This is a genomic window from Celeribacter sp. SCSIO 80838, from assembly GCF_056498065.1.
Genome location: NZ_JAZKMA010000001.1, coordinates 3,263,840 through 3,288,871 on the forward strand (window position 1 = coordinate 3,263,840; position 25,032 = coordinate 3,288,871).

18 protein-coding genes and 1 tRNA gene are annotated in these 25,032 nt (G+C 61.5%); 3 read left to right on the forward strand and 16 right to left on the reverse strand.

The genetic code is table 11. The features are described from left to right. Window positions 1-6: 6 nt before the first annotated feature. Genes V1475_RS16290 through V1475_RS16300 form a run of 3 tightly spaced genes read right to left on the reverse strand, consistent with a single transcriptional unit; the run spans window position 7 to window position 4,480 of the window. Entirely contained in the window at window positions 7-1,239 is a 1,233-nt protein-coding gene (locus V1475_RS16290) for a hypothetical protein (protein WP_479413601.1), read from the reverse strand. Between the two features lie 33 nt (window positions 1,240-1,272). Continuing rightward, a complete protein-coding gene (locus V1475_RS16295) occupies window positions 1,273-2,418 on the reverse strand; it encodes a hypothetical protein (RefSeq protein WP_479413602.1) in 1,146 nt (381 codons plus the stop codon). Window positions 2,419-2,431: 13 nt separating this feature from the next. Continuing rightward, window positions 2,432-4,480 carry a type VI secretion system Vgr family protein gene (locus V1475_RS16300; protein ID WP_479413603.1) on the reverse strand — a complete coding sequence of 683 codons (2,049 nt, stop codon included), beginning with the start codon at window positions 4,478-4,480 and terminating at the stop codon, window positions 2,432-2,434. Between the two features lie 195 nt (window positions 4,481-4,675). Here V1475_RS16300 and V1475_RS16305 point away from each other — a divergent pair. Both V1475_RS16305 and V1475_RS16310 read left to right on the forward strand, forming a co-directional pair. After that, window positions 4,676-5,865 (forward strand): IS3 family transposase gene (locus V1475_RS16305; RefSeq protein WP_479413147.1). Its coding sequence is split into 2 segments (ribosomal slippage): window positions 4,676-4,928 and window positions 4,928-5,865, totalling 1,191 coding nucleotides; the frame shifts between segments, so codons are not numbered across the junction. A gap of 7 nt (window positions 5,866-5,872) precedes the next feature. Then, the gene (locus tag V1475_RS16310) at window positions 5,873-6,283 is read left to right on the forward strand and encodes a hypothetical protein (RefSeq protein WP_479413604.1); all 411 of its coding nucleotides are present in this window, start codon (window positions 5,873-5,875) and stop codon (window positions 6,281-6,283) included. A gap of 652 nt (window positions 6,284-6,935) precedes the next feature. Here the strand turns inward: V1475_RS16310 and V1475_RS16315 are convergent. The 8 genes from V1475_RS16315 to V1475_RS16350 form a co-directional block, all read right to left on the reverse strand. After that, a tRNA-Ser gene (locus V1475_RS16315) sits at window positions 6,936-7,025 on the reverse strand. A gap of 147 nt (window positions 7,026-7,172) precedes the next feature. Further along, window positions 7,173-7,889, reverse strand: a complete 717-nt coding sequence (locus V1475_RS16320) for an alanyl-tRNA editing protein (RefSeq protein WP_479413605.1) — start codon at window positions 7,887-7,889, stop codon at window positions 7,173-7,175. Further along, window positions 7,886-10,324 carry a DUF3772 domain-containing protein gene (locus V1475_RS16325; RefSeq protein WP_479413606.1) on the reverse strand — a complete coding sequence of 813 codons (2,439 nt, stop codon included), beginning with the start codon at window positions 10,322-10,324 and terminating at the stop codon, window positions 7,886-7,888. Before V1475_RS16325 ends, V1475_RS16320 begins: the two co-directional genes overlap by 4 nt. Continuing rightward, window positions 10,321-11,367, reverse strand: coding sequence for a cysteine synthase A (locus V1475_RS16330; protein ID WP_479413607.1), 1,047 nt, complete (start codon window positions 11,365-11,367; stop codon window positions 10,321-10,323). The genes V1475_RS16325 and V1475_RS16330 overlap by 4 nt, the downstream gene beginning before the upstream one ends. Before the next feature lie 171 nt (window positions 11,368-11,538). Then, complete coding sequence (locus V1475_RS16335) at window positions 11,539-12,888, reverse strand: cytochrome P450 (protein ID WP_479413608.1); 1,350 nt, start codon at window positions 12,886-12,888, stop codon at window positions 11,539-11,541. Then, on the reverse strand, window positions 12,885-14,093 hold the full coding sequence (locus V1475_RS16340; RefSeq protein ID WP_479413609.1) for a hypothetical protein: 1,209 nt from the start codon (window positions 14,091-14,093) through the stop codon (window positions 12,885-12,887). Before V1475_RS16340 ends, V1475_RS16335 begins: the two co-directional genes overlap by 4 nt. Before the next feature lie 60 nt (window positions 14,094-14,153). Further along, a complete protein-coding gene (locus V1475_RS16345; RefSeq protein WP_434286818.1) occupies window positions 14,154-14,906 on the reverse strand; it encodes a cytochrome c biogenesis CcdA family protein in 753 nt (250 codons plus the stop codon). Window positions 14,907-15,074: 168 nt separating this feature from the next. Next, window positions 15,075-18,026, reverse strand: coding sequence for an Rne/Rng family ribonuclease (locus V1475_RS16350; RefSeq protein ID WP_479413610.1), 2,952 nt, complete (start codon window positions 18,024-18,026; stop codon window positions 15,075-15,077). 688 nt (window positions 18,027-18,714) lie between these two features. Between V1475_RS16350 and V1475_RS16355 the strand changes: the two genes are divergently transcribed. Further along, a complete protein-coding gene (locus V1475_RS16355; protein WP_479413611.1) occupies window positions 18,715-19,257 on the forward strand; it encodes an NADPH-dependent FMN reductase in 543 nt (180 codons plus the stop codon). Between the two features lie 72 nt (window positions 19,258-19,329). On the opposite strand, the gene V1475_RS16360 is transcribed toward V1475_RS16355, so the two are convergent. The 5 genes from V1475_RS16360 to V1475_RS16380 all read right to left on the reverse strand — a co-directional run bounded on the left by V1475_RS16360 (window position 19,330) and on the right by V1475_RS16380 (window position 24,894). Beyond that, a complete protein-coding gene (locus V1475_RS16360; protein WP_434286815.1) occupies window positions 19,330-20,664 on the reverse strand; it encodes a sigma-54-dependent transcriptional regulator in 1,335 nt (444 codons plus the stop codon). A gap of 54 nt (window positions 20,665-20,718) precedes the next feature. Then, window positions 20,719-22,446 carry a sensor histidine kinase gene (locus V1475_RS16365; RefSeq protein ID WP_434290851.1) on the reverse strand — a complete coding sequence of 576 codons (1,728 nt, stop codon included), beginning with the start codon at window positions 22,444-22,446 and terminating at the stop codon, window positions 20,719-20,721. 222 nt (window positions 22,447-22,668) lie between these two features. Then, window positions 22,669-23,337, reverse strand: a complete 669-nt coding sequence (gene purQ, locus V1475_RS16370; protein WP_434286814.1) for a phosphoribosylformylglycinamidine synthase subunit PurQ — start codon at window positions 23,335-23,337, stop codon at window positions 22,669-22,671. A 109-nt stretch (window positions 23,338-23,446) separates the two neighbouring features. Continuing rightward, a complete protein-coding gene (locus V1475_RS16375; RefSeq protein WP_479413612.1) occupies window positions 23,447-24,355 on the reverse strand; it encodes a DUF1176 domain-containing protein in 909 nt (302 codons plus the stop codon). 80 nt (window positions 24,356-24,435) lie between these two features. Next, the gene (locus V1475_RS16380; RefSeq protein ID WP_479413613.1) at window positions 24,436-24,894 is read right to left on the reverse strand and encodes a DUF1203 domain-containing protein; all 459 of its coding nucleotides are present in this window, start codon (window positions 24,892-24,894) and stop codon (window positions 24,436-24,438) included. Window positions 24,895-25,032: the final 138 nt, after the last annotated feature.

A 25,032-nucleotide genomic window follows, 5' to 3' on the forward strand; every position in this document is an offset into this window, starting at 1 on the left:
CCCGGCCTACTGCGCTTGTACGGCGCCAAAATAGGCCGTCAGGGTTTCGAGCAGGATTTTCTGGACATAAGACCCATGCATCGAGGTGCCCTCCAGATAAAGATCGGTGCCTGCGGGCGCCACGGTGACGAAAGACAAAAGCTGCCCGTCCTTACCATAGGCCAGCATCACGTCGAGTTTCACCAGAGCCTTGGCCTCTCCCAGTTCGACGCGAAAGGTGTAGAGCGCGTTGAAGGCGGTCGTCTGCGCGAGATCGCCGATGCGGCTGACCTCCACGGGCGCCAGTGTAAAGGGCTGATCGGGCGCCAGTTGGCCGAGCGCCATATGCGCCATCGCTGCCGCCGTATCGGCCAGATCGTTAAAGGACGCATCGCCGGGCGGACCGTTCGGAAGATCGGCGGGGGCGGGCACTGACGCGATCATCGCGGCCAGATTGCCCTTGGCATCCGCCGTGTCGCGCCAGAATGAGAACACACCCTTCGCGCCCAAATCCAGCGGTGCGTCGATCTCCTGCCAATGCACGGGGAAACGCGCGATCCAGGGCGCCCCCGAGCGTGTCGCAAGGGCGCGGACCGGCGCGTCATCCCCGACCAGAGGCGTGTCGAGGGCGGTCTTGAATCTGAGGCTACCGACCATTTTCGCCATGTCTTCGGCGTAGTTTTCGAACCGTTCAGCCTCGAAGCGCTGGCGCAGGATCAAAAGCTCCTCCCCGCGACGCCAGACGGAAATCCGGTTGACCATCATCGCACCGCTCGCATCGGTGCCGCCAAGCACCTCGCCGAACATCGGATCGGGCGCGCTTATGCCGAAATCGGTGGAAGACCAGACCCGCGCGAGCAGGCGCGCGTAGCTGACCGCGAGCGCAACCCGATCGGGATAGAGCGTGGCCCGGTAAAGGCGCACCTCATAGCGATCGCGTTCGAGCGGATCATAGCCGATGCGGACCTGTTCGAAGGAGGAAAACAGCGCGGCGGGCGCAAATTCGACGGGCACATCCTGGGCTTCGCTCCAAAGGAAGCGCTCGGGCACCCATGTGCTGAAGTCGAGCGCCTCGCCGTCGAGATCGAAAGCGGTGAGGCCCTTGGTTTCGCTCAAACGGGAAAATTTTTGCGCAGCAGCGCCCTCCCCTTCAGCCCTGCCCGTTTCCGCCCCGGTATTCTGCGTATCAGCCATGCTGGCCCCCGCAACGCTCATCAGCGCGCCGACCAAAAGCGCCGCCCACGCCATATTCCATCGCATTCGAGTCCATCGCATCGCGCCCCGCTCCTGTCATCAGTCGTTCCAAATCGCATTCCACCCGCTTTTGATCCCGTTCCAGATCTTGTCGAGCCCCACAAGCCCCGCGCGCGCCTTCACGGACGCCCCGAGTCCCAGCCCGATCTTCGCTCCGGCTTCGGCGGTCGCACGGCCTTTCTCATAGCCGACCTCCCCGTCGACACCGGCCTGCGCACCGATCTGGCCGCTGACCTCGCCGCCGACCATAATACCGATGTCCCAGCTTTCCGAAAGCTCTTCGAAATCGTCTTCGGCCCAGCTATTATAAAGCGCGATCAGAGGGTTGGCGACACGTCGCGGGGTAATGTAGATATCGCCCCCTGCGCCGATTTCCACGAGGTTCACCTCCGCCCCAAGCTCGCCTTTGAGCGTGGCCTGTTCGGGAGAGAGCACCAGTTCGACATCGCCCTTGGCATCGCCCGAAACGACCGATCCGCTCACATCGCCCGCCACAAGACCGCTGTCGTCGCTCTCGATCTTGCCCTCGAGGAAGGAGCCGCTGACTTGTGCACCGGCGCCCGCTTTGAAACCGTCATTGCCCAACTCGAAACTGGCGGAGGCATCGCTGTCCGCGCCCAGAACGCGGCCCGAACCGGAAAAGAAATCGCCCTCTTCGCCGAAGCTGCCGTCTGCGACCGAGACGTCGAAGAAATCCTTGCTCGCCTCGGCCTGAGCCACGGTGAATTCCGCATCGCGCCACTTGCCGGCGAAATCATTGTCCGACCAGTCTGTGCCGTCGGGATTCCTGCGGGTGTAGCCGGAGGCGAGATACTCGCGCACGCCCCTTTGCGATCCGCTCCGCACCCCCAGATCCTTTGTGCCGCGCGACACCTCCCCGCCCGAGAAATCCCAGATCTTTTCCTCCTCAGCGGGCGCCGGATCGGGCGCCTCTGGCACGGTGACATTGGCCGGGGAAGCCAGCGCGAAATCCGTGGCGACACAGATACCCGCGTCTCCTGCGGGTTCGAAGAATGGCAACGCCATCGGAGGGTGCCACCCTTCGGCGCTTTGCGTGCCTTCAAAGGGAAACTTGCTCTGCAGACGCATGTCCGAGCTGAGCATATCCATGAGCGACGGCAGCCCGTCCGGAACATTTTCCGGCTTGAGCACCCGAGGGCCGAAAAGAGGGGTATCCTGCGCCATCCGCCCCGCGCCCTCAGTTGAAATCGATCTTGTCAGCGTCGAGTTTGATATGCTTGCCCTTGAGGACGATATCTCCCTCCTTGGACATGGTCAGAGTGGAATTTTCCCCCACCTTTATGGTGATTTGATCGCCCACGCGCAGCACCTGTACCTGTCCCACATCCGATTCCCAACGCCCGCGCACCAGCGTGCTCATGGATTTGCCAACAGTTGTCTGAAACGCCTGCCCGACGACGATGGACTTGGCCACACCCACGATTTCGGAGGACGCGACATTAACCACTTCGGATTTGTTCTTTTCCACGAACATCTGGAAGTTGCCCTTTCCGAAATTGAGCACATCTGGAATTTTGATTTTTTCCATCACATCGCCCAATTTCGAGAACAACACCTGCGTCTTGTTCATCAGGGCACGCGACAAGGGGTTGCTGCCGACGGCAATCGACATGTTTCCGGAAATCACTTCCGAATGATCGCCCCCGACCTGGATCGACTTATCCTGTCCCACAACCTCGCTCTGGTCGACCTCGACCCGTTTGGAGCGGTCGTTGAGCACCTGAATGTTCATATCCTTCTGAGCATGAAGGAACACTTCCTCCTCCCCCCTTTTGTCCTCAAACCGAAGCTCGTTGAACCCTTCGCCCTCATGCGTATCCGTCCGGAACGTGCTGCGCGTCTTATGTTCCGGCAGCTCATAAGGCACCGCATTCTTGCCGTTATACACACACCCGGTGACCAGCGGTTTGTCCGGGTCGCCGTCCAAAAACTCGACCACAACCTCCATTCCAATCCGAGGGATCACCATGCCGCCCCAGCCGTTGCCCGCCCAGCTCTGCGACACACGGCAGCGCATCGAATAGGCCGCGTCGAGGTCCCAGTGGAACTGCACCAGAATGCGCCCGTATTCGTCGCAGTCGATCTCGCCGTCGCCCACGACCACCGCGGTCTGAGGCCCTTTCACATCGGCGCGCGCGGTCTTCAGCTCCGGCACCAGAGGCGCGTCGGCGGGCAGCAAAACATAGCGCCCGGTGTAGGCATAGCCGTCGCCGACCTCGCCGCCGGAGCCGTAATTGTCCGACGTGTAGCTGTGATGCGCCACGAGGCACAGATAGTCCTCCCCCGTTCCCGGCAGAGGCTCGCCGCCAAGCGTCACCCGCAGCCCCGCGCCAAGCGCAGGAATATCGCCCTGCGCCTCAAAGCGCCGGTCCTGGCCGGTCTCGCCCTCCGACCGCAGCCGCGCGACCACATCGCCACGGCTCTGATCGAGGTAATCCCCCGGCCAGTCAAAGCTTTCGATCTGACCCTGAGCATAGCGCGAAGAAGATGAAGAATTGGTTTCCATCGCCGCGGTCGGCGTCTTGAAATTGTAATCCGTCAGCCGCACAGCCCCCGTCGTGATCCGCCGCGCCGGTCGCCACTCCCAGAAGTGCTCGATTTCCTCCTGGTGGTGGCCGTCATAGGGCTTGAACGGGCGCTCGCCGATGGTCGCGTGGCTCTCGACAATGTCAGTCAGAACCATCAGGTGCGAGCCGCTATCCTGTTCAAAATGATAGGAAATCCCGTGTCGCTCCATAAGGCGCGCCGCAAAATCCATGTCACTCTCGCGATACTGAACGGTGTATTCGAGCTCCGGGTAATCGCGCGTCAGCCGGGTCTCCATCTTGCCCGCCGAGGCATAGGCGCCGAGGAGCTCGGTGAGGATGTCGACCACGGTTTTATTGTGGAAAATCCGCTGGTTGCGGCGCAAAGAGGCGAGCCAGAACCACGGCTTGAGCGTCAGGCGATAACGATGCCCATTCTCGCCCGCGCCCATCCAGCGCGCTTCGGAAATGATGCCATCGAAAGGCTTGTCCGAACCGTCATGGGTGCGCAGCGTGACAGTGGCGTGAGTGCCCAAAAGCGCATCGAAATCAATATCATCGGCGCTAGCGAGACAGTCGACGTGGTAGGTGAACAGCCCGTTGACCCGCTCCTCGCCTTCAAAGCGCATCAGGACCAGAACGTCCTCTCCAAGCGCGGTGGTCAGGCGACCCATGCGGGAGGTTTGCGAGAAGAATGACATGCGGGAAACCACTGGACTATGAATCTATTAGGGCAACCTTAGTTTCGTGAAGGCTGAACTCAAGGGGAAAATGGAGAGTGTGGTACCACTTAGGAACGATAGGTGTCGAAGGTTACAGATCCGCTTGAGGCCTGACCTGCCACGGGATTTTTCCTCCACCATCGATTAGAGTCCGACCCAACATGAGGACGGACAATGAAACGAACGAGATTTACGGACGAACAGATCATCGGTATCCTGACGGAGCATGAGGCAGGGGCGAAGTGCGCAGACCTGTGCCGCAAGCACGGCATGTCGGAGGGCACTTTCTATAACTGGAAAGCCAAGTTCGGCGGCATGACAGTGTCGGAGGCCAAGCGGCTGAAAGCGCTCGAAGATGAGAACGCGAAGTTGAAGAAGCTGCTTGCCGAGCAGATGCTGGACCTCGCCGCGATGAAAGAGCTGGTTTCAAAAAAGTGGTGACGCCTGCCGTGAAGCGCGAGGCGGTCGCGCATCTGAAGGCCCGGTTCGGGCTGTCGGAACGGCGGGCGTGCCGGATAGCCGGAGCCGATCGCAAGATGGTTCGCTACCGATCGCAGCGTGTGCCTGACACTGTGCTACGTGGCAGGCTGCGCGAGTTGGCCAATGAGCGACGTCGGTTCGGCTACCGGCGGCTCTTCGTGCTGTTGCGCCGCGAGGGCGAGCCTTCCGGCATCAATCGGATCTATCGGCTCTACCGCGAGGAGGGACTGACAGTGCGCAAGCGGCGGGCACGGCGCAAAGCCGTGGGAACACGGGCCCCGATCCTGGTCGAGGTCCGCCCCAATGCGCGCTGGTCGCTGGATTTCGTTCACGACCAATTCGCGAATGGACAGCGCTTCCGGGTGTTCAACGTGGTCGACGACGTCACCCGTGAGTGTCTCGCCGCGATCCCGGATACCTCCATCTCGGGGCGGCGTGTTGCCCGTGAACTCTCGGCCCTAATCGAACGCCGTGGAAAACCCGGAATGATTGTGAGCGACAACGGCACGGAACTGACCTCTAACGCCATCCTGCGGTGGTGTTCCGAGCACCGGATCGAATGGCACTACATCGCACCCGGCAAACCGATGCAGAATGGTTTCGTGGAGAGCTTCAACGGGCGGATGCGCGACGAGCTGCTCAATGAGACCATGTTCCGCAACCTGGCTCATGCCCGCGTCGTGATCTCGACCTGGGCCACCGACTACAACACCGAACGCCCGCATTCAGCTTTGGATTACCAGACCCCGGCTGACTACGCGCAGACACTGACCACCGCAATCGCCCGCCCCGCTGCGCGAGATGAAAGCTCCGCGCGTCGGGCGATTGCTCAACCCGCGCCGGATGGCGTAAATATCAACCGGGCTCAAATCGTAGCTGGATGAAAGTTCAGTGGCTGGTCAAACTGAGCAAGCCGCCCGCATTGCCGGGGTTCTAACGCTCTGGGGCGACCTGAACGCGCCGGAGGTGACACCGGAGGCCATGGGCTGGGGCGTCACCTTGGCTCAATTCTATCTCTCCGAGACCAAAAGGCTTGCCGAGGCCGGTCTGGTTTCTGAGGAAACCCAGAAGGCCGAACGCTTGCGCAAGTGGCTCTTGGAAAGCTGGCCTCACGATGAAATTTTGCCGAGCGAAATTTTAAGGTACGGGCCTAACTCCCTGCGAGAACGCAAAGCTCTTACAGGGCCGCTCGACATGCTAGTAAAGGCGGGGCACTTAGTGAAGCTAGGAGCCGGGACGATCATTCGCGGATCGCGGCGCAACGGAGCCTATGGGATCGTGAAAACCGTGGGCGACAATTAAGCCCCCTGCTATTCCCGCTATTTTCGCTATTCTGCCCCCAAAAAATAGCAGGAATAGCGAGAATAGCGGCGCCCCCCTCAGGTTCCCCCGATCATCCGAGCATATGCCGCCGCCGCCTCTCCCGGGTCTGTCGTGGTCAACTTTAGGTCAACTTGCTGCTGCACGACTTCGGCTCGGACCTCCACGGCCTTTAGCTTCGGGCATTGGTAAGGCAGCAAATCGAGCGCGCGCTCCCAAGATGGGTTTTCCTGAAATTCGCGGATCATCCACCCGAGAGGGTCACAGCTTCGCGCTGCAAGCCTGTCTGCGGCTGAAACGGACCTTTTAGGGCGTGCCATCCTGACCTCCAAGCCTTCGCGCAACCGAGGGTATTATGGCACCCCAAACACTAATTTCAATCGCTTAGGCCGGTTTAGGGTATGCTGCTTCGGTATAGCACCTGCAAGCTGGGGGCGCAGAAGGCAGAGGCAGGAGGCGACGCCCCGCTCAATTCAAGCATTCGCAATTCAGGCAAAGCCAATTCGGCAGAATCGCGCAAAACCAGACGGGCAAGCCGTCGCAACTGATTGCAGCCAAGCGCAAATTATATGGCGGGTTTGTTGGCGGGCATCCCACCATCAAACTCAAATTATTCAATAATTTCAAAGGGTAATGGCGGACAGGAAGGGATTCGAACCCTCGAGACGGTTCCCCGCCTACACACTTTCCAGGCGTGCGCCTTCGACCACTCGGCCACCTGTCCGAGGCCGTCTATAGTGGAGGTGCTAAGGGGGATGCAACCCCCGGAATGACAGAAAATGAATGTTTTTTGACGCGCGCTTCGGAAGGCCTTTTTTCCTTGGCCTGGCCACGCGAAAAACCACACACAAAGTCCGGAACTGCCCCTCGCTCAATCGAGCAGAATCGTCACACGCCGGTTGTCCCGGCCCTTTTTCTCGATCTTGCCGAACCGGATGCGCCCGATTTCCGAGGTGCGCGCCACATGCGTGCCGCCGCAGGGTTGCAGATCGACCTGATCCGCCCCCTGCCCGATCCTGACAAGCCGCACCCGGCCCTGCCCGGTCGGTGACATCACCGACATGGTCTTGACGATCGCCGGGTTGGCCAGCAATTCCTCATCGCTGATCCAGTCGTCCGAGACCACCAGATCGCGCTCGATCAGCGCGTTGAGCGCCTCTTCCAGCGCCTGTTTGTCGGCGGGCGGTTCGTCCATCTTGAAATCCAGACGCCCCTTCTCCGATCCGATGGAGCCGCCCGTGACCGGCAAAGGGATCACCACGGACAGAAGATGCAGCGCCGTATGAACCCGCATGTGCCGGTGGCGGCGCATCCAGTCGAGCCTCTGTGTCACGTCCGCGCCAATCGGTGGCAGCGCAGCGGGTTCAGAGGGCACAAGAATGATCTCCGCCCCCTCGCCTTTGATCGCCGTCGCAATCGGCAAAGTCCTGCCCGCCCAATCGAGCCAGCCACTGTCGCCGGGCTGGCCGCCGCCTGTGGCGTAAAAGATGGTCCGGTCGAGAATCACGCCCCCCTCGGGCGTATGGCCCGTCACCGTGCCGTAACTCTCCTGAAGATAGGCGTCCTTGCGAAACAAAGGCTCCGTCATGCGGTCTCCCCGTCACCTTCCCCGTCCCCCTCATCGGGTTCCAGATCCGTCGGTTCGAGCAGCGCTGTCTCCGGCACAACGACCGGCGCCGCCTCTGCCTCTGCCGGGTTACGAGCCACTTGCAACGCCTCCGGGTTGCGCAGCCAGATGTCGCGTTGGGCAAAGGGAATCTCGATCCCCTCTTCGCCGAACCGCTTGGCAATCGCATGGTTGACGTCGTTTTTCACCACCATCATATAGGTGACATCCCGCAGGATCGCCCGGATCTCGAATTCGAGCGCATCGGCCCCGAAATTCAGAAACAACACCTGCGGCTTGGGATTGACCGTCACCATCGGCTGGTCTTCGATGATTTCCTGCAAAATGGCCGCCACCCTGCGCGTGTCCGTGCCATAGGCAACGCCCACCGGGATGATGACCCGCCCGATCTGGTTGCCGCGCGTGTAGTTCGTCACCTGATTGGAAATCAGATCGGCATTGGGCACGATCAGGTCGGTCTTGTCAAAGGTCTCAACCCGCGTCGAGCGCACGGAAATGTCCTTGACGATCCCCATCGAGCCATTGCCGAGGTCGATCCAGTCGCCCTCAGAGATGGGCCGCTCGATCAAAAGGATGATGCCGGAGACAAAGTTCTGCACGATGTTCTGAAGGCCGAAACCGATCCCGACCGACAGGGCGCCTGCGACAATCGCCAGAGCCGAGAGATCGATCCCGGCGGCAACGATCGCCATGATGGCCGAGAGCACCACACCGACATAGCCCGCGCCCGAGACAATCGCGTTCTGGCCGCCCTTGTCGATCTTCGTCTTCGGCAAAACCGCCGTGGTGAGCGCCGTTTTCAACAGCCGCGTCAACCCCATGCCGATCACGAAGACCACCACAAGGGTGATGAAATTGGTCGGCGAGATGGTCACGCCGCCGAAGCTGATCCCCTCGCGCAACCGCGCCCAAAACTCCCAGAGCTGATCCTCCCGCATTCCCCAAAGAAGCGCGAAGATCGGCAATGAAGCGAGCACGATCAGGAAGGACAAAAGCACCGGCACAAGCGCGTCCTTCGCACCGTTCGGCTGACGGGTCACAAGCGCATAAAGATCGTAGCCCAGACGCGAGAGGATCGCGACAAAGCCCAGAAGACCGATGGAGCGCAACAGCGGAAACACAATCCCCTTGCTCGCATTCATATACCCTGCCGCCGCCAGCAAAAGCGCCACGACTGCGGCCAGAAACACCACCCGCGCGATGATCCGCAGGATGAGCTGGGCAAAGCCGTGCTCCGTCTCCGCCTCACTCTTGTCCTCCTCACTGCGCGCATCGCCCGGGGTCAGGATACGGGCCAGCCGGATAAGCGCCAGACAGGCGATCGCGACCAGCGGAAAGGTCAGAACCGCCAGCGTCGATTCGCTGTAATCGTCGATATCGGCAAGCTGGATGAGCGCATCGTTGAGCACCGCCATGATGCCCGCGAGCGTCCCCATAGTCGTCGCCTCGGCGCGTCGCACCGCACCGAGATCGAGAATCGGCTCTCCCGCCCCCGTCGGATAGAACAGCCGCCCGGCGATCCAGCGCCAGAAGAAATAGGCCAGACCGATTTGCGGAATGGAGCCGAACACGATGATGCCACGCGGCCCCAGAAGCCCGGACGCCCCCGCGGCAAGCGTGATCGCGATCAGGCCGGCGAGCGGCACCACGATCTGACCGATCGAGGCGAGAAATCCGGTGACGCCCTTGCCCGCATCGCCCGAGACGCGTTTGCGCACCCAATCGGTCAGCCGTTCCGACCACAACCGCCCCCGCGCCACCAGCACCAGCGCGATCACAAGGTAAAAGACAATGGGCGCCGTATTGCTGCGCAGGGTCTGCTGACCGCTCTCCGAGCGGGCCGCCTCCGACACCGTGGTCCAGGCCGTCACCGCGGATTGCCCCAGCGCCTTTACCGCCGTCGGCCAAAGCGTCGGGTTGAGCGGGCTCTGCGCACGCTGCATCAGCACATCGGCCTGCCGCTCAGTCAGCACCTGATCGATCTCGGAAATCAGCCCGTTGGCCCGGGTATAGGCCTCCTCGGCGGTTTTCACCGGCGCTTGCGCCGCTTCGAGTTGCTTGTTCAGTTCCTTGCGCCGCTGGGCGATCTCCGCGCTTTCGGTTTCCCCCTCGGCAGGCGCCGCGCCCAGGGCCTCGATCTGGGCCTTGAGCGTGTCGATCCGGGTGCCGTTGGAGTCCTCCGCCGCCAGAAAGCTTTCGCGCCAGATCACCAGATCGTCGCGCAATTGCTCAAGATCGGCGCTGCTCGTATCGCCATCCCCGATCTTGGTCTCGGCCGCGCTCGCGGCCTTGTCCCATTTGGTGTAATCCGGCGACGAACTGTCCTGCGCGCTGGCTCCAAGCGGCAGCGCGAGACAGAGGATCAGGAGAAGACGGGTCAGAAACTGTGCGATCATACCCCTTCATATACGTCAGGCAGAACGCGCGGTCCACGGTCTAGCCATTCGGGCACAGGAAGTTGTTTTTCCTTGAGGAACTCGGGGTTGAAAAGCTTGGACTGATAGCGCGTGCCGTAGTCGCAGAGCACGGTGACGATGGTGTGCCCCGGTCCCATCTCGCGCGCCATGCGCATTGCGCCCGCAACGTTGATGCCGGACGAGCCGCCGACGCAAAGCCCCTCGTGCTCCAGAAGATCGAACACCACCGGAAGCGCTTCCTCGTCGGGGATTTGATAGGCGAAATCCGGGGTAAAGCCTTCGAGATTGGCGGTGATCCGCCCCTGCCCGATGCCTTCGGTGATCGAGCCACCGGACGATTTCAGCTCGCCCGTGGTGTAGTAGCTATAGAGCGCGGCGCCCATCGGATCGGCGAGGCCGATTTTCACGCCCTTGGGCTGAAGCGCCATGCCGGTGCCAGCAAACGTCCCGCCGGAACCGACCGAGCAAATGAACCCGTCGACCTTGCCGCCGGTTTGCTCCCAGATCTCCGGCCCGGTGGTTTCGATATGCGCCTGACGGTTCGCCGTATTGTCGAACTGATTGGCCCAGATCACGCCGTTCGGTTCGGTCTGTGCAAGTTTAGCGGCCAGACGTTCGGAATAGCGGACGTAATTGTTCGGATTGGAATAGGGTGCAGCCGGGACCTGAACCAGCTCCGCGCCCGCGAGACGGATCATGTCTTTCTTTTCCTGCGACTGCGTCTCGGGGATCACGATCACCGTGCGAAAGCCCAGAGCCGAGCCCACGAGCGCCAGACCGATGCCGGTGTTGCCCGCCGTGCCCTCGACAATCGTACCGCCGGGTTTCAGCGCGCCGCTCTTCAAAGCGTCCTGAATGATGAACAGGGCCGCGCGGTCCTTGACCGACTGGCCGGGGTTCATGAACTCCGCCTTGCCGTAAATCTCGCAGCCCGTGGCCTCCGACGGGCCTTTCAGCCGGATGAGGGGCGTGTTGCCGATGCTGTCGATCATATCGCGTTTCAGGGCCGAAGGAGCAGACATAGCTATATCCTTTAAATCTCGCAGTCCCTGAATGTGTAGGACGCCCATTCCCCAAACTCAAGAGAGCCGCAAAGAGAGAGGGAGGGCGTTCCGGTTTTTCGCACCATGTCGGAACAGGTGTTTCCATTGGTCAGACGGGAGAATGAGTATTTTCGCCATCGGAAAGCCCGATCAGCGCGGCGTGAGTCTCAGCCAGATGCCGTCTTGCGAGCGCACGGTCAGATGGGCGACGGGCACGGGCGTTTTCCCGGCCACGGTTTCGATCCGAAAGGCGCGCAGGATAAGCGCAAGAAAGAGCGGCCCCTCGACCATGGCGAACCCGGCGCCGGTACAGACGCGCGGCCCGGAGGAAAACGGGATGAACGCATCGCGCAGGCAGGCCTTGCCATTCTCGGTTTTGAACCTGTCCGGGTCAAACTCATCGGGCCGTTCCCAGAAAATCTCATGCCGCCCGAGATGCCAGGGCGAGAGCACAATCTGCGCGCCTTTCGGCACGTCGCGTTCGCGAAACCGCACCGGGCATTTCGCCTCGCGCACCATCATCGGCACCGGCGGGTAGAGCCGCAGGGTCTCGCGGAACACATCCTTGATAAAGCGGAGTTTCGACAGATCGGAGAAAGACGGCGCGTCGGGCAGACTCAACGCCTCCTCCGCCGCGCGGGCCTGAATCTTCGGGTTTGCGGCCAAAAGCCAAAGCGCCCAGCCAAGCGCCGTGGCGGAGGTTTCATGCCCGGCGAGGAAAAAGATCGCCACCTGATCGACCATTTCTTCGGTGTCGAACCGATCTCCGGTGACCGGATCGGCGGTGGTCATGATCTTGGTTGCCAGATCGTCGGGCGCGGTGCCCACTTTAATCTCCGCCATGCGTGCCGAGGTCAGATCGGTGATCAGCTTGCGGATCGCTTTCGCCCCCTCGCGGGTTTTCTTGCGATGGAACCTCGGCAACCAGTTCGGCAGCGGGATAAAGGCCGCGATGTTGAGAATGGGCTGGGCGCGTTGATAGCCCTGAAACTCGTCGAACACCTTGGCCGCCGCCTCATGCGTGATCGGGATCGAGAAGAGCGTGCGGAAAATCACATCCGCCGCGCCCTCCGAGGCGAAGGGTTCGATGTCGAAAGAACCTTCTTGGGTTTTGAGCCGCGCCACCATCGCCTGCCCTGCCCCGAGCATTGCCGGAAACGTATCCTTCAGCCGCCCGCCCTCAAAAGCCGGGTCGATGATGCGGCGTTGTTTCAGCCATGTGTCGCCATTGGTCAGGAACACCGAATTGCCCAGAAGCGGCCGAAGCCCCTCCGCCACGCGCCCGGATTTCGGGAAGTTCATCGGCTCCTCATTGAGCACGCGTTTTACGAGCGACGGTTGGTTCACCAGAAAACTGCGGAAAAACGGCGTTTTATATTCCGCCATCCAGGCGCGATAAAGCTTGACCGGTTGGGCCGACAGGATGTCTTTGCGGAAGAGTTTAACGTAATTGCGCAGGCTGGTTTTCTCGGGGCGCGGCGTTGGTTTCGGCGGGATCATGGCGCCATATCCTTGAATCTATTGGCCGGTGTGCCGATCCGCGAGGGGCTTGGCACGGCCCCGGCAAAGCGCGCTGCCAATGTCTCGCCGCCCGCTGTGATCTTGAAATAGTCGTACTCTCCGGGGCAATCGAAGGCGCAAAGATACTGAAAATGCAGGCGGAAGAAGCGGCGTTTCAGGCTGGCCTGTTTTTCTGGGCTGAGCGTCTGGGTGAAGGCCGCCGAGATCACGAGGGGCCATTTCTGATCCGCGGGCGCGACGCCAGAGACCTTGATCGGATCGCAAAGCGCGAAAGAACACGGATCGCCCGGTGCCGTCACATCGAGCCAGAACAACTCGTCACGGGTCGACAGATAGGCCAGATCACGGCGCAGAACCTTGGCCTCCGGCAAATAAGACACCATCGGCACGACATGGCCGAGGCTGAGGAAGGACAGCACCGGACCTCGCTCCGGCACCTCGCCTCTGCGGATCAGATCGGCCAGAATTTGGATACCAAGATGCGCGCCGGAGCTGTGACCGACCACCAGAACCTCATCCCACTCCTCCGTCAGCGCCACTGCGATCTCGGACCGGAAGTCCTCCATCCGCGCACGCAACGCGGGCGGATCGGCGCCGCGCCAACGGGCCGAAAACCCGTAGTCATGCATCAGATAATAGGCGAAAATCTTGCCGTCTTTCGCCTTGAACCAGCGCAAGAGCAGATAGGCCACGAGCAGGCCCGGCACCAGACCGATCCAGGCGCTGCCCAGCAGGCGACCGATCCATGTGACCAGAGCAAGCACCAGGATCGCGATCAAAAGCTGCGCCAAAAGCACCCCGATCGGATAAAGCGCGGCAATCACCGGCCCGCGCCGGAGCTTCATCAACCGAAACAGAGCGCCGGTGGAAATATAGGTCCATGCGGTGCGCGCGAGGATCAGATAGGTTCGGAAAATCCCCGCCTCCATGCTCTGCTGCACGATGTCGGACCACACGAGAACGTCAATCTCGCTGCGGGTCTGCTGGCCGTCCATCTCCGCTTCGACGGACCAACCGAAATTGCGGCCCTTTTTCGGAGAAAGGCTGAGCGTATAGCCAGAAATCTCCGCCTGCGCCGCGCCTTCCTTGCGGTAAAGCTCACGGTAACGGCGCGGCGGAATCGGATCGTAGCCCGGGATGTAGAACACCCGGCGCCGCGTCACCTCTTTGCCCTGCTCGCTCATACCGAAAACCTTCAACGTTTCCGATAACCTAGCGCGGGTTTTGGGCGAAATTAAGCCCTATTAACCCAATTGGCTGAGCGCCGGGAAGGTTTCCAAAAGCCAATAGGATAGGCGCGAAAACGCCCCGGTGACCATCAGCAGACCCACGAGCAGCAACAGCCCGCCCATGATTTTCTCGATCAGCCCCATGTGGCGTTTCAGGCGGTTCATCACACCGACCGCGCGGGTGATGAAAATCGCCGACAGGAGGAACGGCAGGCCAAGCCCGATGGCATAGGTCGCAAGCAGGGTCGTGCCGCGCGACACCGAGCCTTCGGAGGCGGCCATGGAGAGGATCGCACCCAGTTGCGGCCCGATGCAGGGCGTCCAGCCGAAAGCAAATGCCAGCCCGAGGATATAGGCCCCGAATGCCGTGCCGCCCTTGTCGCCCGCATCCAGCCGTGCCTCGCGGTCAAGGATGGAAATGCGGAACACCGACAGGAAATGCAGGCCCAGAATGATGATCACAACACCGGAGATACGCGAGAAAAGCACCTGATTTTTCAGGAAAAACATCCCAAACGCCGAGGCTGTGAAGCCCATGAACAGGAACACGGTCGAGAGGCCCAGAACGAACATCAGCGCGGGCAGGATCGCCTTGCGCGAGCCTTTGCCGCCGCCCGTGAGCTCATTCATGGAAATCCCGGACATATAGGCGAGATAAGGCGGCACGATGGGCAGAACGCAGGGGCTCAGAAACGACACCATGCCCGCGGCGAGGGCCACGAGCATCGAAGGCAGGAGCGTTGCGTCAAAAAGATCAATTCCGAACATGTGAGCCTCATGCCAGAAAACCGCCGCCCCGCCTAGCGCCTCCTGTGTCGCAGCGCCTCACATTCCCGTTGGGGGATGTTTCAGTGGCTCACACGGTTCCCAAAGCGACAACAAAATGAAAAACGGCCGGGACAGACCCGGCCGTTTTTTTCAGTCCTTTCGGGACGCTCAGCGGCTCCACCAGCCCCGGCGCTTCGGCTTGTCATCCGCCTCGGGCGCGGCTTCCGGCTCACCCGCCTCTGCCATTTCCGGCTCGGGCGTTGCCTCTTCGGCAACCGGTTCCACAACCGGCTCCACCGGCAGTTCCTCTGCAACAGGCTCCGCGATCACCGGCTCTGCGACCGGTTCTTCTGCAACCGGCACAGAGTCTGCGGGTGCTTCGGCGACAGGCTCGACGATCTGCTCGGCAACCGGCGCTTCCGGTTCTGCCACGGCCTCGACAGGAGCTTCCACCGGAGCCTCCGTCACAACTTCTGCCGCAACCTCAACCGGCGCTTCGGCAGCCTCAGCCTCAGCGGCTTTCGCAGCCTTTTCGGCTTCGATCTCCGCTTTGGTCCGGCGCTTGCGCTTCGGTTTCGGCTTGGCGTCCGCGTCAACCGGCGCAGCTTCCTCGGCGCCAGTGGCCTCCCCGACCGCTTCGCCTTCGGCAGCTTTCGCGGCTTTTTCCGCCTCGATCTCAGCCTTGGTCCGACGTTTGCGACGCGGCTTCGGCTTGGCTTCGGCCTCAACCGGAGCGGCGTCTTCACTCACCGCATCGGCCGTCACATCCGCTTCGCCCTCGGCGCTGTCGTCTTCCTCGGAAGCGTCATCGGCGCTCTCCTCAGAGCCGTCCTCGGACCCGGTCTCCTGCCCGTCGACCGTATCGGTTTTCTTGCGACGACGACGACGGCGACGGCGTTTCTTCGGCTTCTGATCGTCGCCATTGGTCTCTTCCGAAACCTCTTCGGACACGGTTTCCGAAGCGGTTTCCGTAGCCTCGGCCTCGTCTTCCACCAGATCCTCGTCCTCGATCTCCTCGTCGTAATCCGCCATCAGATCGGCAGAGGCGGAGATCACGGGGGCGACCACTTCGGGCACCACGCGGGTTGCCGTCTTGAACCGCTCCATGGAGAAATCCGGCGAGATCAGGAACGGATCGGCTTCGATCCGCACCGCCATGCCATAGCGCGTCTCGATCTGGGCGATCTTTTCACGCTTCATGTTCATCAGGTAGTTTACGATCCCGACCGGCGCCTTGAGCAGAACCTCACGGGAGCGTTTGCGCGTCCCCTCTTCTTCGATCTGGCGCAGGATCGTGAGCGCCATGTTGTCGTCGGAGCGGATCAAACCGGTGCCGTGACAATGCGGGCACGGCTGGGTCGTGGCCTCCAACATCCCCGGACGCAGGCGCTGACGCGACATTTCCAACAGGCCAAAGCCCGAGATGCGGCCCACCTGAATACGCGCGCGGTCGGTTTTGAGTTTGTCTTTCAGACGCTTCTCGACCGCCGTGTTGTTGCGGCGCTCTTCCATGTCGATGAAGTCAATGACGATCAGACCGGCCAAGTCGCGCAGACGCGCCTGACGCGCCACCTCTTCGGCGGCCTCAAGGTTGGTCTTGAGCGCTGTTTCCTCGATCGAGCCCTCTTTCGTGGCCCGGCCCGAGTTGACGTCCACGGCGACCAAGGCCTCGGTCACGTCGATCACGATGTAGCCGCCTGATTTGAGCTGCACCACCGGGTTGAACATCCCGGCGAGGTAGCTTTCCACCTGATAGCGCGCAAACAGCGGCAGGCTCTCGCCATAATGCTTCACGTTCTTGGCATGGGACGGCATGATCATTTTCATGAAGTCCTTGGCCTCGCGATAGCCGCCATCGCCCTCGACGATCACCTCGTCGATGTCTTTCGAGTAAAGATCGCGGATCGACCGTTTGATCAGGTCGCCCTCTTCGTAGATCTTCGCGGGCGCCACCGATTTGAGCGTCAGCTCGCGGATCTGTTCCCACATGCGTTTGAGATAGTCGTAATCGCGTTTGATCTCCGTTTTGGTGCGCTGTGCGCCCGCCGTGCGGATGATCAGACCGGCGCCCTGCGGCACTTCAAGTTCGCCTGCGATCTCTTTGAGTTTCTTGCGATCTGCGGCATTGGTGATCTTGCGGGAAATGCCACCGCCACGCGCGGTGTTCGGCATCAGCACGCAATAGCGACCGGCCAGCGACAGGTAGGTGGTGAGCGCCGCGCCTTTGTTGCCGCGCTCTTCCTTGACGACCTGCACCAGCATGATCTGGCGCACTTTGACGACTTCCTGGATCTTGTATTTGCGCGGACGCGGTTTGCGACGCGGGCGGATCTCTTCGGTGGTGTCGTCGTCGGCAACGCTTTCGATGCCGTCATCGGCCTCTGCGGCCTCCGCATCGTCTTCTTCTTCGTCGTCTTCGTCGTCGCTCTCGGGCGCGTCATCCTCAGAGGTTTCGTCTTCAGAAGTTCCATCCTCGGAAACAACCTCTTCCGCGACGGTTTCCGCCTCAACCTCTTCCGGCTCTTCGACCGGCGTGTCATGCACGGTGAACGCAGGCGACGTGCCCTCTTCGACAGAGCCCCTGTCCTCAGAACCGGTGTCCTCGACCACGGCCGCATCCGTGATCATCGCGTCGGCCTCGGAGGCCTCCGGTTCGATCACATCCATGCCTGCCACAGAGGCGCCATCCTGATCGGCCTCGTCGAGCGAAACTTCACGGGTTTCGATCGCATCCGCGGATTTGACCTCCTCGGCACGGGTCTTGGACCGGGACCGGGACCGCGAGCGACGCGAGCGCTTCGGCTTTTCCTCTTCCTCTTCCTGAGCCTTGGCATATTCCAGTTCCTCAGCCAGCAGCGCCTCACGGTCGGCCAGCGGGATCTGGTAATAATCCGGGTGAATCTCGGAGAAGGCGAGGAACCCATGACGGTTTCCGCCGTAATCCACGAACGCCGCCTGCAAGGACGGCTCGACGCGGGTTACCTTTGCGAGATAGATGTTGCCAGCGAGCTGGCGTTTGTTTTCCGATTCAAAGTCGAATTCCTCGACCTTGTTTCCGTCGACCACCACAACGCGGGTTTCCTCCGCGTGGGTGGCGTCGATGAGCATTTTCTTTGCCATTGAATCTGTCTTCCGGCACCCGAAACGGGCGCACCTCCGTGTCCGAAGATGACGCGTTGATCCGGGTGATATTTTGGGGCGTGCAGTGCGGGCAAGACGGCGGGGGCGCTAGCGCCCGCTCTGTGCTCTGATCTTGCCTCTGCGCGTTGCATCGCGGTTCTTCTCCGGCGCTTAGCGAGGCATCTGCCCCTCGGCGCCCGTTCAAATCCCTCTGACCTTGTCTATAAGGCTTCGGGCGGTTCGTGCCGGGGGTTTTGTCATGCCTCCGACGGTATCGGTCTGCTCTGCGGGGAAGCCTCGGGAATGGCCCTGAGTTCCAACACACGCATGCAGCGAATCTGTCTTACGCGGTTTCCGGGACGGCCAAGCGCCCGACGGACCTGCGTTCTTATATCAGTAGTGATGCATCTGCCTTTAGACAACACGCAAATTCATCGAAACGCCATTTTCGCCTCTGGTGACGGGCTTTCCGGCGGATTCGCCTCAAATTAACGGCATAATGGTTAACACTCCCTTGCGCATCTTCGCCTTCACGCCGCGCCACCATGCCCTGCCTTGTGCAAGAGAACAGAGACCGAGTGCCGCGCTGCACACAAGTCACTATGTTCATTTTCAATCAGAAGATATATTTAAACTACAGAAATTAGCAAAAAAGCGCAGAACCCCGCGCATCCCGAAAGGACATATCATGACCCGTATCGCTCTTCTGGTCGGCTCGCTCCGCAAGGACTCCCAGACCCTGAAACTCGCCAAAGCCCTCACCAAACTCGCACCTGCCGACATGGAATTCGATTTCGTGCAGATCGGCGACCTGCCCTTCTTCAACGAAGATCTGGACACCCCACCGGCAAGCTGGACCCGGTTCCGCAACGACATCAAAGCCGCCGACGGCATTTTGTTCGTGACGCCGGAATACAACCGCTCGGTTCCCGCCGCGATCAAGAACGCGCTGGACGTCGGCTCGCGCCCCTATGGTGCCAGCGTCTGGGGTGGCAAACCGGCCGGGATCGTGACCGCAAGCCCCTCCGGCCTCGGCGGCTTCGGCGCCAACCACCACCTGCGTCAGCCGCTGGTGTTCCTGAACATGCCCACCATGCAGCAGCCCGAAGCCTATATCGGCAACCTGTGGAACCTGTTCGACGAAGACGGCAACATCGTCACCGAAGGCACCGAGGCTTTCCTGAAATCCTGGATGGAGGCCTATGCGAAATGGGTCGCGGATCACATCTGAGGCACTCCCCCGACCTCGGATGTGGAAAGGCGCTCCGTGACGGAGCGCCTTTTTTCGTTTCATGCGTGTGAATTACAGGTAATCCGAGCGCTGCAAACCGTATTTGGCCATCTTCTCGTTCAGCGTCCGGCGCGGCAGGCAAAGCTCGTCCATCACCGCCACGATCGACCCTTTGTGCCGCCGCATCGTATTGTCGATCAGCATGCGTTCAAACGCTTCGACGTACTCTTTCAAGGGCTTGCCCTCAGTCGTCATCGTCTGCTGTTCCGGTGCGTCGCTTTCCGACAGGAGAAGCGAGGTGATCGAGCCAGAGCCACGACGGCTTTGCAGCACGGAGCGCTCCGCCACATTGATCAACTGGCGGATATTGCCCGGCCAGGGTGCTTGCAACAGTTGCGCTGCCTCCTGCGCCGAAACCTCCGGCGCGTCGCAGCCGTATTCCTCGGCAAACTGTTGAGACAATTGGGTAAAGAGCAACAGGATGTCCTCGCCCCGCTGTCTGAGCGGCGGCGTGGTGATCTTCATCGCCGCAAGCCGGAAATAGAGATCCGGGCGCAGCGCAGACTCGCAGGTCCGCCCCTGTTCCTGAAGGTTGCAGATCGCAATGACGCGGGTTTCCGGCGGCGTGCCCTGCTCGTCCATCCATTTCAGCAACCGCGCCTGAAGCGGCATCGGCATCGCCTCGACATCTTCGAGCACAAGCGTGCCACCCCGCGCCTCCTCGATCAGCGGCTGAATCTGTCCGTCCGGGTCCGGCCCAAAGAGCCGTTTCGTCAGGTCCGCCTCATCGCGCCCCGCACAGGCGAAGGTGATGAATTTCTTCGAGGCCCGCGTGCCCACGGCATGAAGCGCATGCGCCACAAGCGTTTTTCCGGTCCCCGTCTCGCCGTCGATCAAAACATGCCCGTCGGCCTGACCGAGATCGAGAATGTCCTCGCGCAGACGCTCCATCACCGGACTTGCCCCGATCAGCTTGTTCATGATCCCGGTGCCGTCCGACAATTCGCGGCGCAGCATCCGGTTGTCGAGCGTCAGTCGGCGCGCATTGGTGGCTTTCTTCGCCAGTTCGGTCATCCGGTCCGGGTTGAACGGTTTTTCGAGGAAATCGAACGCGCCGATCCGCATCGCCTCCACCGCCATCGGCACATCGCCGTGGCCGGTGATCATGATCACGGGCAACCCGCTGTCGACGCTCATCAGTTTTTTCAGAAACTGCATCCCGTCCATCCCCGGCATCTTGATGTCGGTGATCACCACGCCCGGATAATCCGCGCCCAGCGATTTGACCGCGTCCTCGGCACTCGCAAAGGTTTCGGTGTCGAACCCCGAAAGCGCCAGCCATTGGCTGATCGACTGCCGCATGTCCTGTTCGTCATCGACAATCGCGATTTTCATTGCCGTCGCCATGGTCTCTTCCCTTCTTCTTCCGGCCCTTATCGGACCTTGAACGTGTGGACGGGATCATTCCGCCGCGTGTTTCGCCTCTTCCGACAGAGGCAGCACCATTTCAAAAGCCGCACCGCCCCCCGGACGGTTGCGCGCCATCAGCCGCCCGCCCAGTTCGGTGACGATCCCGGACGAGATCGCAAGCCCGAGGCCAACCCCGTCGCCCGGAGCCTTGGTGGTGTAGAAAGGCTCGAACAAAGTGTCGAGGTCTTCGATCCCGGTGCCGTTGTCACGCACGGTCACGCTTGCTTGAGTGCCGCCCGCGACACCGCCGGTCACGAGGATCTCGATCTGCGGCTCGTCCGAATTCTTCGAAGCGTCGAAAGCGTTGCGCAACAGGTTCACCAAAACCTGCTCCAACCGCACCCGGTCGCCATCGACCACCACCGGCTCCGGCGGCAGGCTTCGGATGATCTCCACCGCGCCCTGTTTGAACTGCGGCTCCATCATCGACAATGCCGAGGACACGCACTCACGCAAGTCGATCGGCTGCAACTGATCCGAACCTTTGCGGGCGTAGGATTTCAACTGTTTGGTGATCGCGCCCATGCGTTCGATCAGATCGTCGATCCGCCCGAAGGACGCCAAAGCCTCCTCGGAGCGCTTGCGCTTGATCAAAAGCCGCGCCCCCGCGAGATAGGTTTTCATCGCCGCCAGAGGTTGGTTCAACTCATGGCTGACCGCCGCCGACATCTCGCCCAGAACCGCAAGTTTCGAAGATTGCGCCAGCGTCTGCTCGGCGACCTCAAGGCTCTTCTCCGCGCGTTTGCGTTCGGCGATCTCGCGTTGCAGCGCGGCGTTCAACTGGCGCAGCTCGGCGCTTTCGCGTTGGAAAAGCCCGGCCCGCGACACGGCGCGGCGCGAGGTCAGATAAAACGCCCCCGCCAGCAGAATGGCAAAGCCCATGATTTCCAGCGCCAGAACCCCGTTCACCGCATCGCGCACCGAGGAATAGGTGGTGAACGACGTCATCCGCCAACCGCGAAACGGAATGCGGCTTTCCAGACGCATCACCGCCTCGCCGCCCAGATAGGCCTCATTTGGGTCCGGGGACCAGTCGGTGGTCAGTTGAAAGGCGCGCTCGATGGCGGTGGGCGCATCGCGGGCGGCAAGCGCCTCCGTCTCCGACTTCGAGCGCCAGCGCGGCTCCGTCGACAGGATGATATTGCCCTCGGAATTTACCACGATGACCGCATCCGAAATCCCCGCCCAGGTCTTTTCGAACTTGGCGAGATCGACCTTGACCACAATCACCCCTGCCAGCGCACCGTTCACGTCGATCCGGCGCGAATAGCTGAATTCATAGGCGTTATTGTCCAGCGCCGTGGTCTTGAAAATCGTGTCATTCGAGCGCAACGCATCGATGAAAGACGGCGACTGGCGATTGTTCGCGCTCAAAAGCGAGCGATCCGTGGCCGCCACCACCCGCCCGCTTTCATCGAGCAATGTGATCCCCGCCGCGCCGATCTCGTCGACATAGGCGATCAGATGTTGCGAGGTTTGCGAGAAATCCCGCGAGGTCAGCGCCCCCACAAGGATCGGGTCCCGCGACAAAAGGATCGGCACGATGGAATTGCGCTGCAACTCGCTCATCAGGTTGCCGGCATAAAGCGCCTGACGCACCTCGGCGCGGTTGCGTGTCAGCGTGGTGTAGCGTTCGGTCAAAAGCAGATTGCTGACCCAGATCACCCCGGTCGCCACCGCGACAAACCCCACAAGCGCCAGCCGTCCGGCCCAGCCCATGGTGCGCGCGCGTCTGGACCGCCGTCCGGCACTCCGTTCAGCCCGCTGTTTTCCCCCGATGATGTCGCGTTCGCTCATGCCGCCCAGATTACGCCCGCCGCATGCCCCGCCGCAAGGGGCCGCCGCACAGCCTCGCTCCCCGCATGCGCAGGGTTTGCGTCGATTTGAGCAAATTCCCGCCTGTGCGGCAGGGGTTTAGGCGGAAACAGGTCAGCCAGAACCTCAGGCCGAAACCAGAGCCTCCATCAGCGAGGTAAAGAACAGCTTGCCGTCCTGATTGCCATGCTGGGCCTCGGCGGCGCGCTCCGGGTGGGGCATCATGCCGAGCACCCGGCGGTTCTCCGAGAGAATGCCCGCGATGTCGCGTTTCGAGCCGTTCGGGTTGTCGAGATACCGGAACGCCACACGGCCCTCGCCTTCGAGCATATCGAGCGTCTCTTCGTCGGCGGTGAAATTGCCGTCATGGTGCGCGATAGGAATGCCGATATGCTGCCCTTGGGCAAACGCCGAAGTATAGGGGCTGTCGGTGGTCTCGACGGCCAGCGGCACGGTCTTGCAGATGTATTTCAGCCCGGCGTTGCGCAGCAAAGCCCCCGGCAAAAGCCGCGCTTCGGTCAGCACCTGAAAGCCGTTGCAAATGCCAAAGGCATAGCCGCCGCGCTCGACATGGGCCTTGAGCGAGGCCACCACCGGCGAATTGGCCGCAATCGCACCGCAGCGCAGATAGTCGCCATAGGAAAACCCGCCCGGCACACCCACCACATCGACACCCGCCGGAAGCTCGGCATCCTTGTGCCAGACCATGGTGACATCGGCACCGGCGTTTTTCAGCGCCATATACATGTCGCGGTCGCAGTTGGATCCGGGGAATTGCAGAACGGCGGCTTTCATCGGCGAAACTCCTGTTCGGGCTGTGCGGAGGGCTGTTTAGGCGCCTGATACGCCGGGGCGGCCTTCGGATCAAGCCTTCAAACACAAGAACCGGGACCCCGGCCCCGTCTTATTCCGGCCAGACCACCCTCGGGATGATTTTCGTGTCACAGTCGTCATCGACGATCCCAAGCTCAAGCCGGTAGACGAACCCGTCGAAGCGCCACCGATCGGTGCTGAAACAATCGCCGATCCCCCGCCCCTTGTAATGGCTCTCAAAGCCATCGGCATAATCCAACAGCTCCCAAAGCCCGAATTCATAGTGGTCCTCTCCCAAGTGACGCCCCGCCGCGCGCACCGGCTCCACACCGTCGAGCAGAGGCCCCAGAAGATAGACATTCGAGCCGACGTTATAGGCTGCCGTCCAGCAGGATTGCGCCAGAACCCTGATCTCGGGATGTCCCTCCACATGCTTGATCCCCGCCGGGTCGTCATAGCTGGACATCTCCCAGTCTTCGCACATCTCCGTGGTGATCTCGCGGGCCCGCGTCTCAAGTGCGGCCCAATCCGGTTGACGCCAAGTGAGCATCCGGGCCGGGGGCACCCCGCCCTGCTGCTCCTCGACCCAAAGCACACCGGCCTTGATCCCCGCCAGAGACGTCCCCTCGCTGAACCCTTCCTCCTCGGGCGCAAACTCGATCACCGCCCCGTCGAGCAACGCCTGCGGAAAGGGAAACTCCACCTCCTGCGGCCAATCCACACGCCTGTCGTCAATCTCAAGATGACCGTTCTCCGGCGCCATCTCCAACACCATGCCACCCTCGACGCTCAGCACCCAAGGCCCGCCCCGGTTGCTTCGCATCAGGGCCAGCCACGGATAGGCGCGCGGCAAAAGCGTGCAATAGTCCGGGCCGCATTCCGCCTGCCATTGCTTGTGGTGAAACCGGGCGATCTCGTCGGCGCGGGCCGAGCCGGGCAAAACCGCGCCTGTGGTCAGGAGGGCACAGACAAAGGCGGAGGCGGGATCGCGGAAACGCATGGGAACACCCTGTCGCAACGGGAAATGACCCGTCCTTGATACAGCCTCCCGACCGTGGCGCAAGCCTCATTGCCCCCGGCTCACCGCGTCACCCGCACCTGCCAGCAATTGTTGCGCGCCGAGCGAATGTCGACAAAGGCAATCTCGTCGCGCGCCAAAAGCTCCGCGCAATAGGTCTCGATCTCCGCCTGCGGCGTCACCCGCCCGGTGCCATAGACAATGCGTTCGTCGATGTTATAGCCCTTGATCAGGTACTCCGGCGAGCTGGTCAAAACCTCCGGCAGCCCCTCGCCGCGATAGGGCGCGCAATGCGCGGCACAGAGGAAAATCGGCCCGGTCTCGGCATAGGGGCTGACCTGCGCAAAAGGCCTATGCGCACAGATCAACATGCCATGCCCCTTGGGAATGTTGCACAGGCAATGACGGCAGGGCGCGGCATCATAGGGGTTCAGAACGAATTCCGGCACTTGTCCGTTGGCATCGGGTTTGCCCAGACGCAGCGCATGGGCGGTGAGGGTCGGCAGTCCTTGAAAGATCATCGCGAAAACTCCTTTTCCTGTCTTTCCAGATAGAAAAAGCCCCGCATCGCGGCGACCCGGATCTTGTGCAAAGCGCCTGCCCTTCCTCTTCGCCTCCCTCCTGCGCACCGATCCTGTGCCTGAGCAAACAGAGCGCCC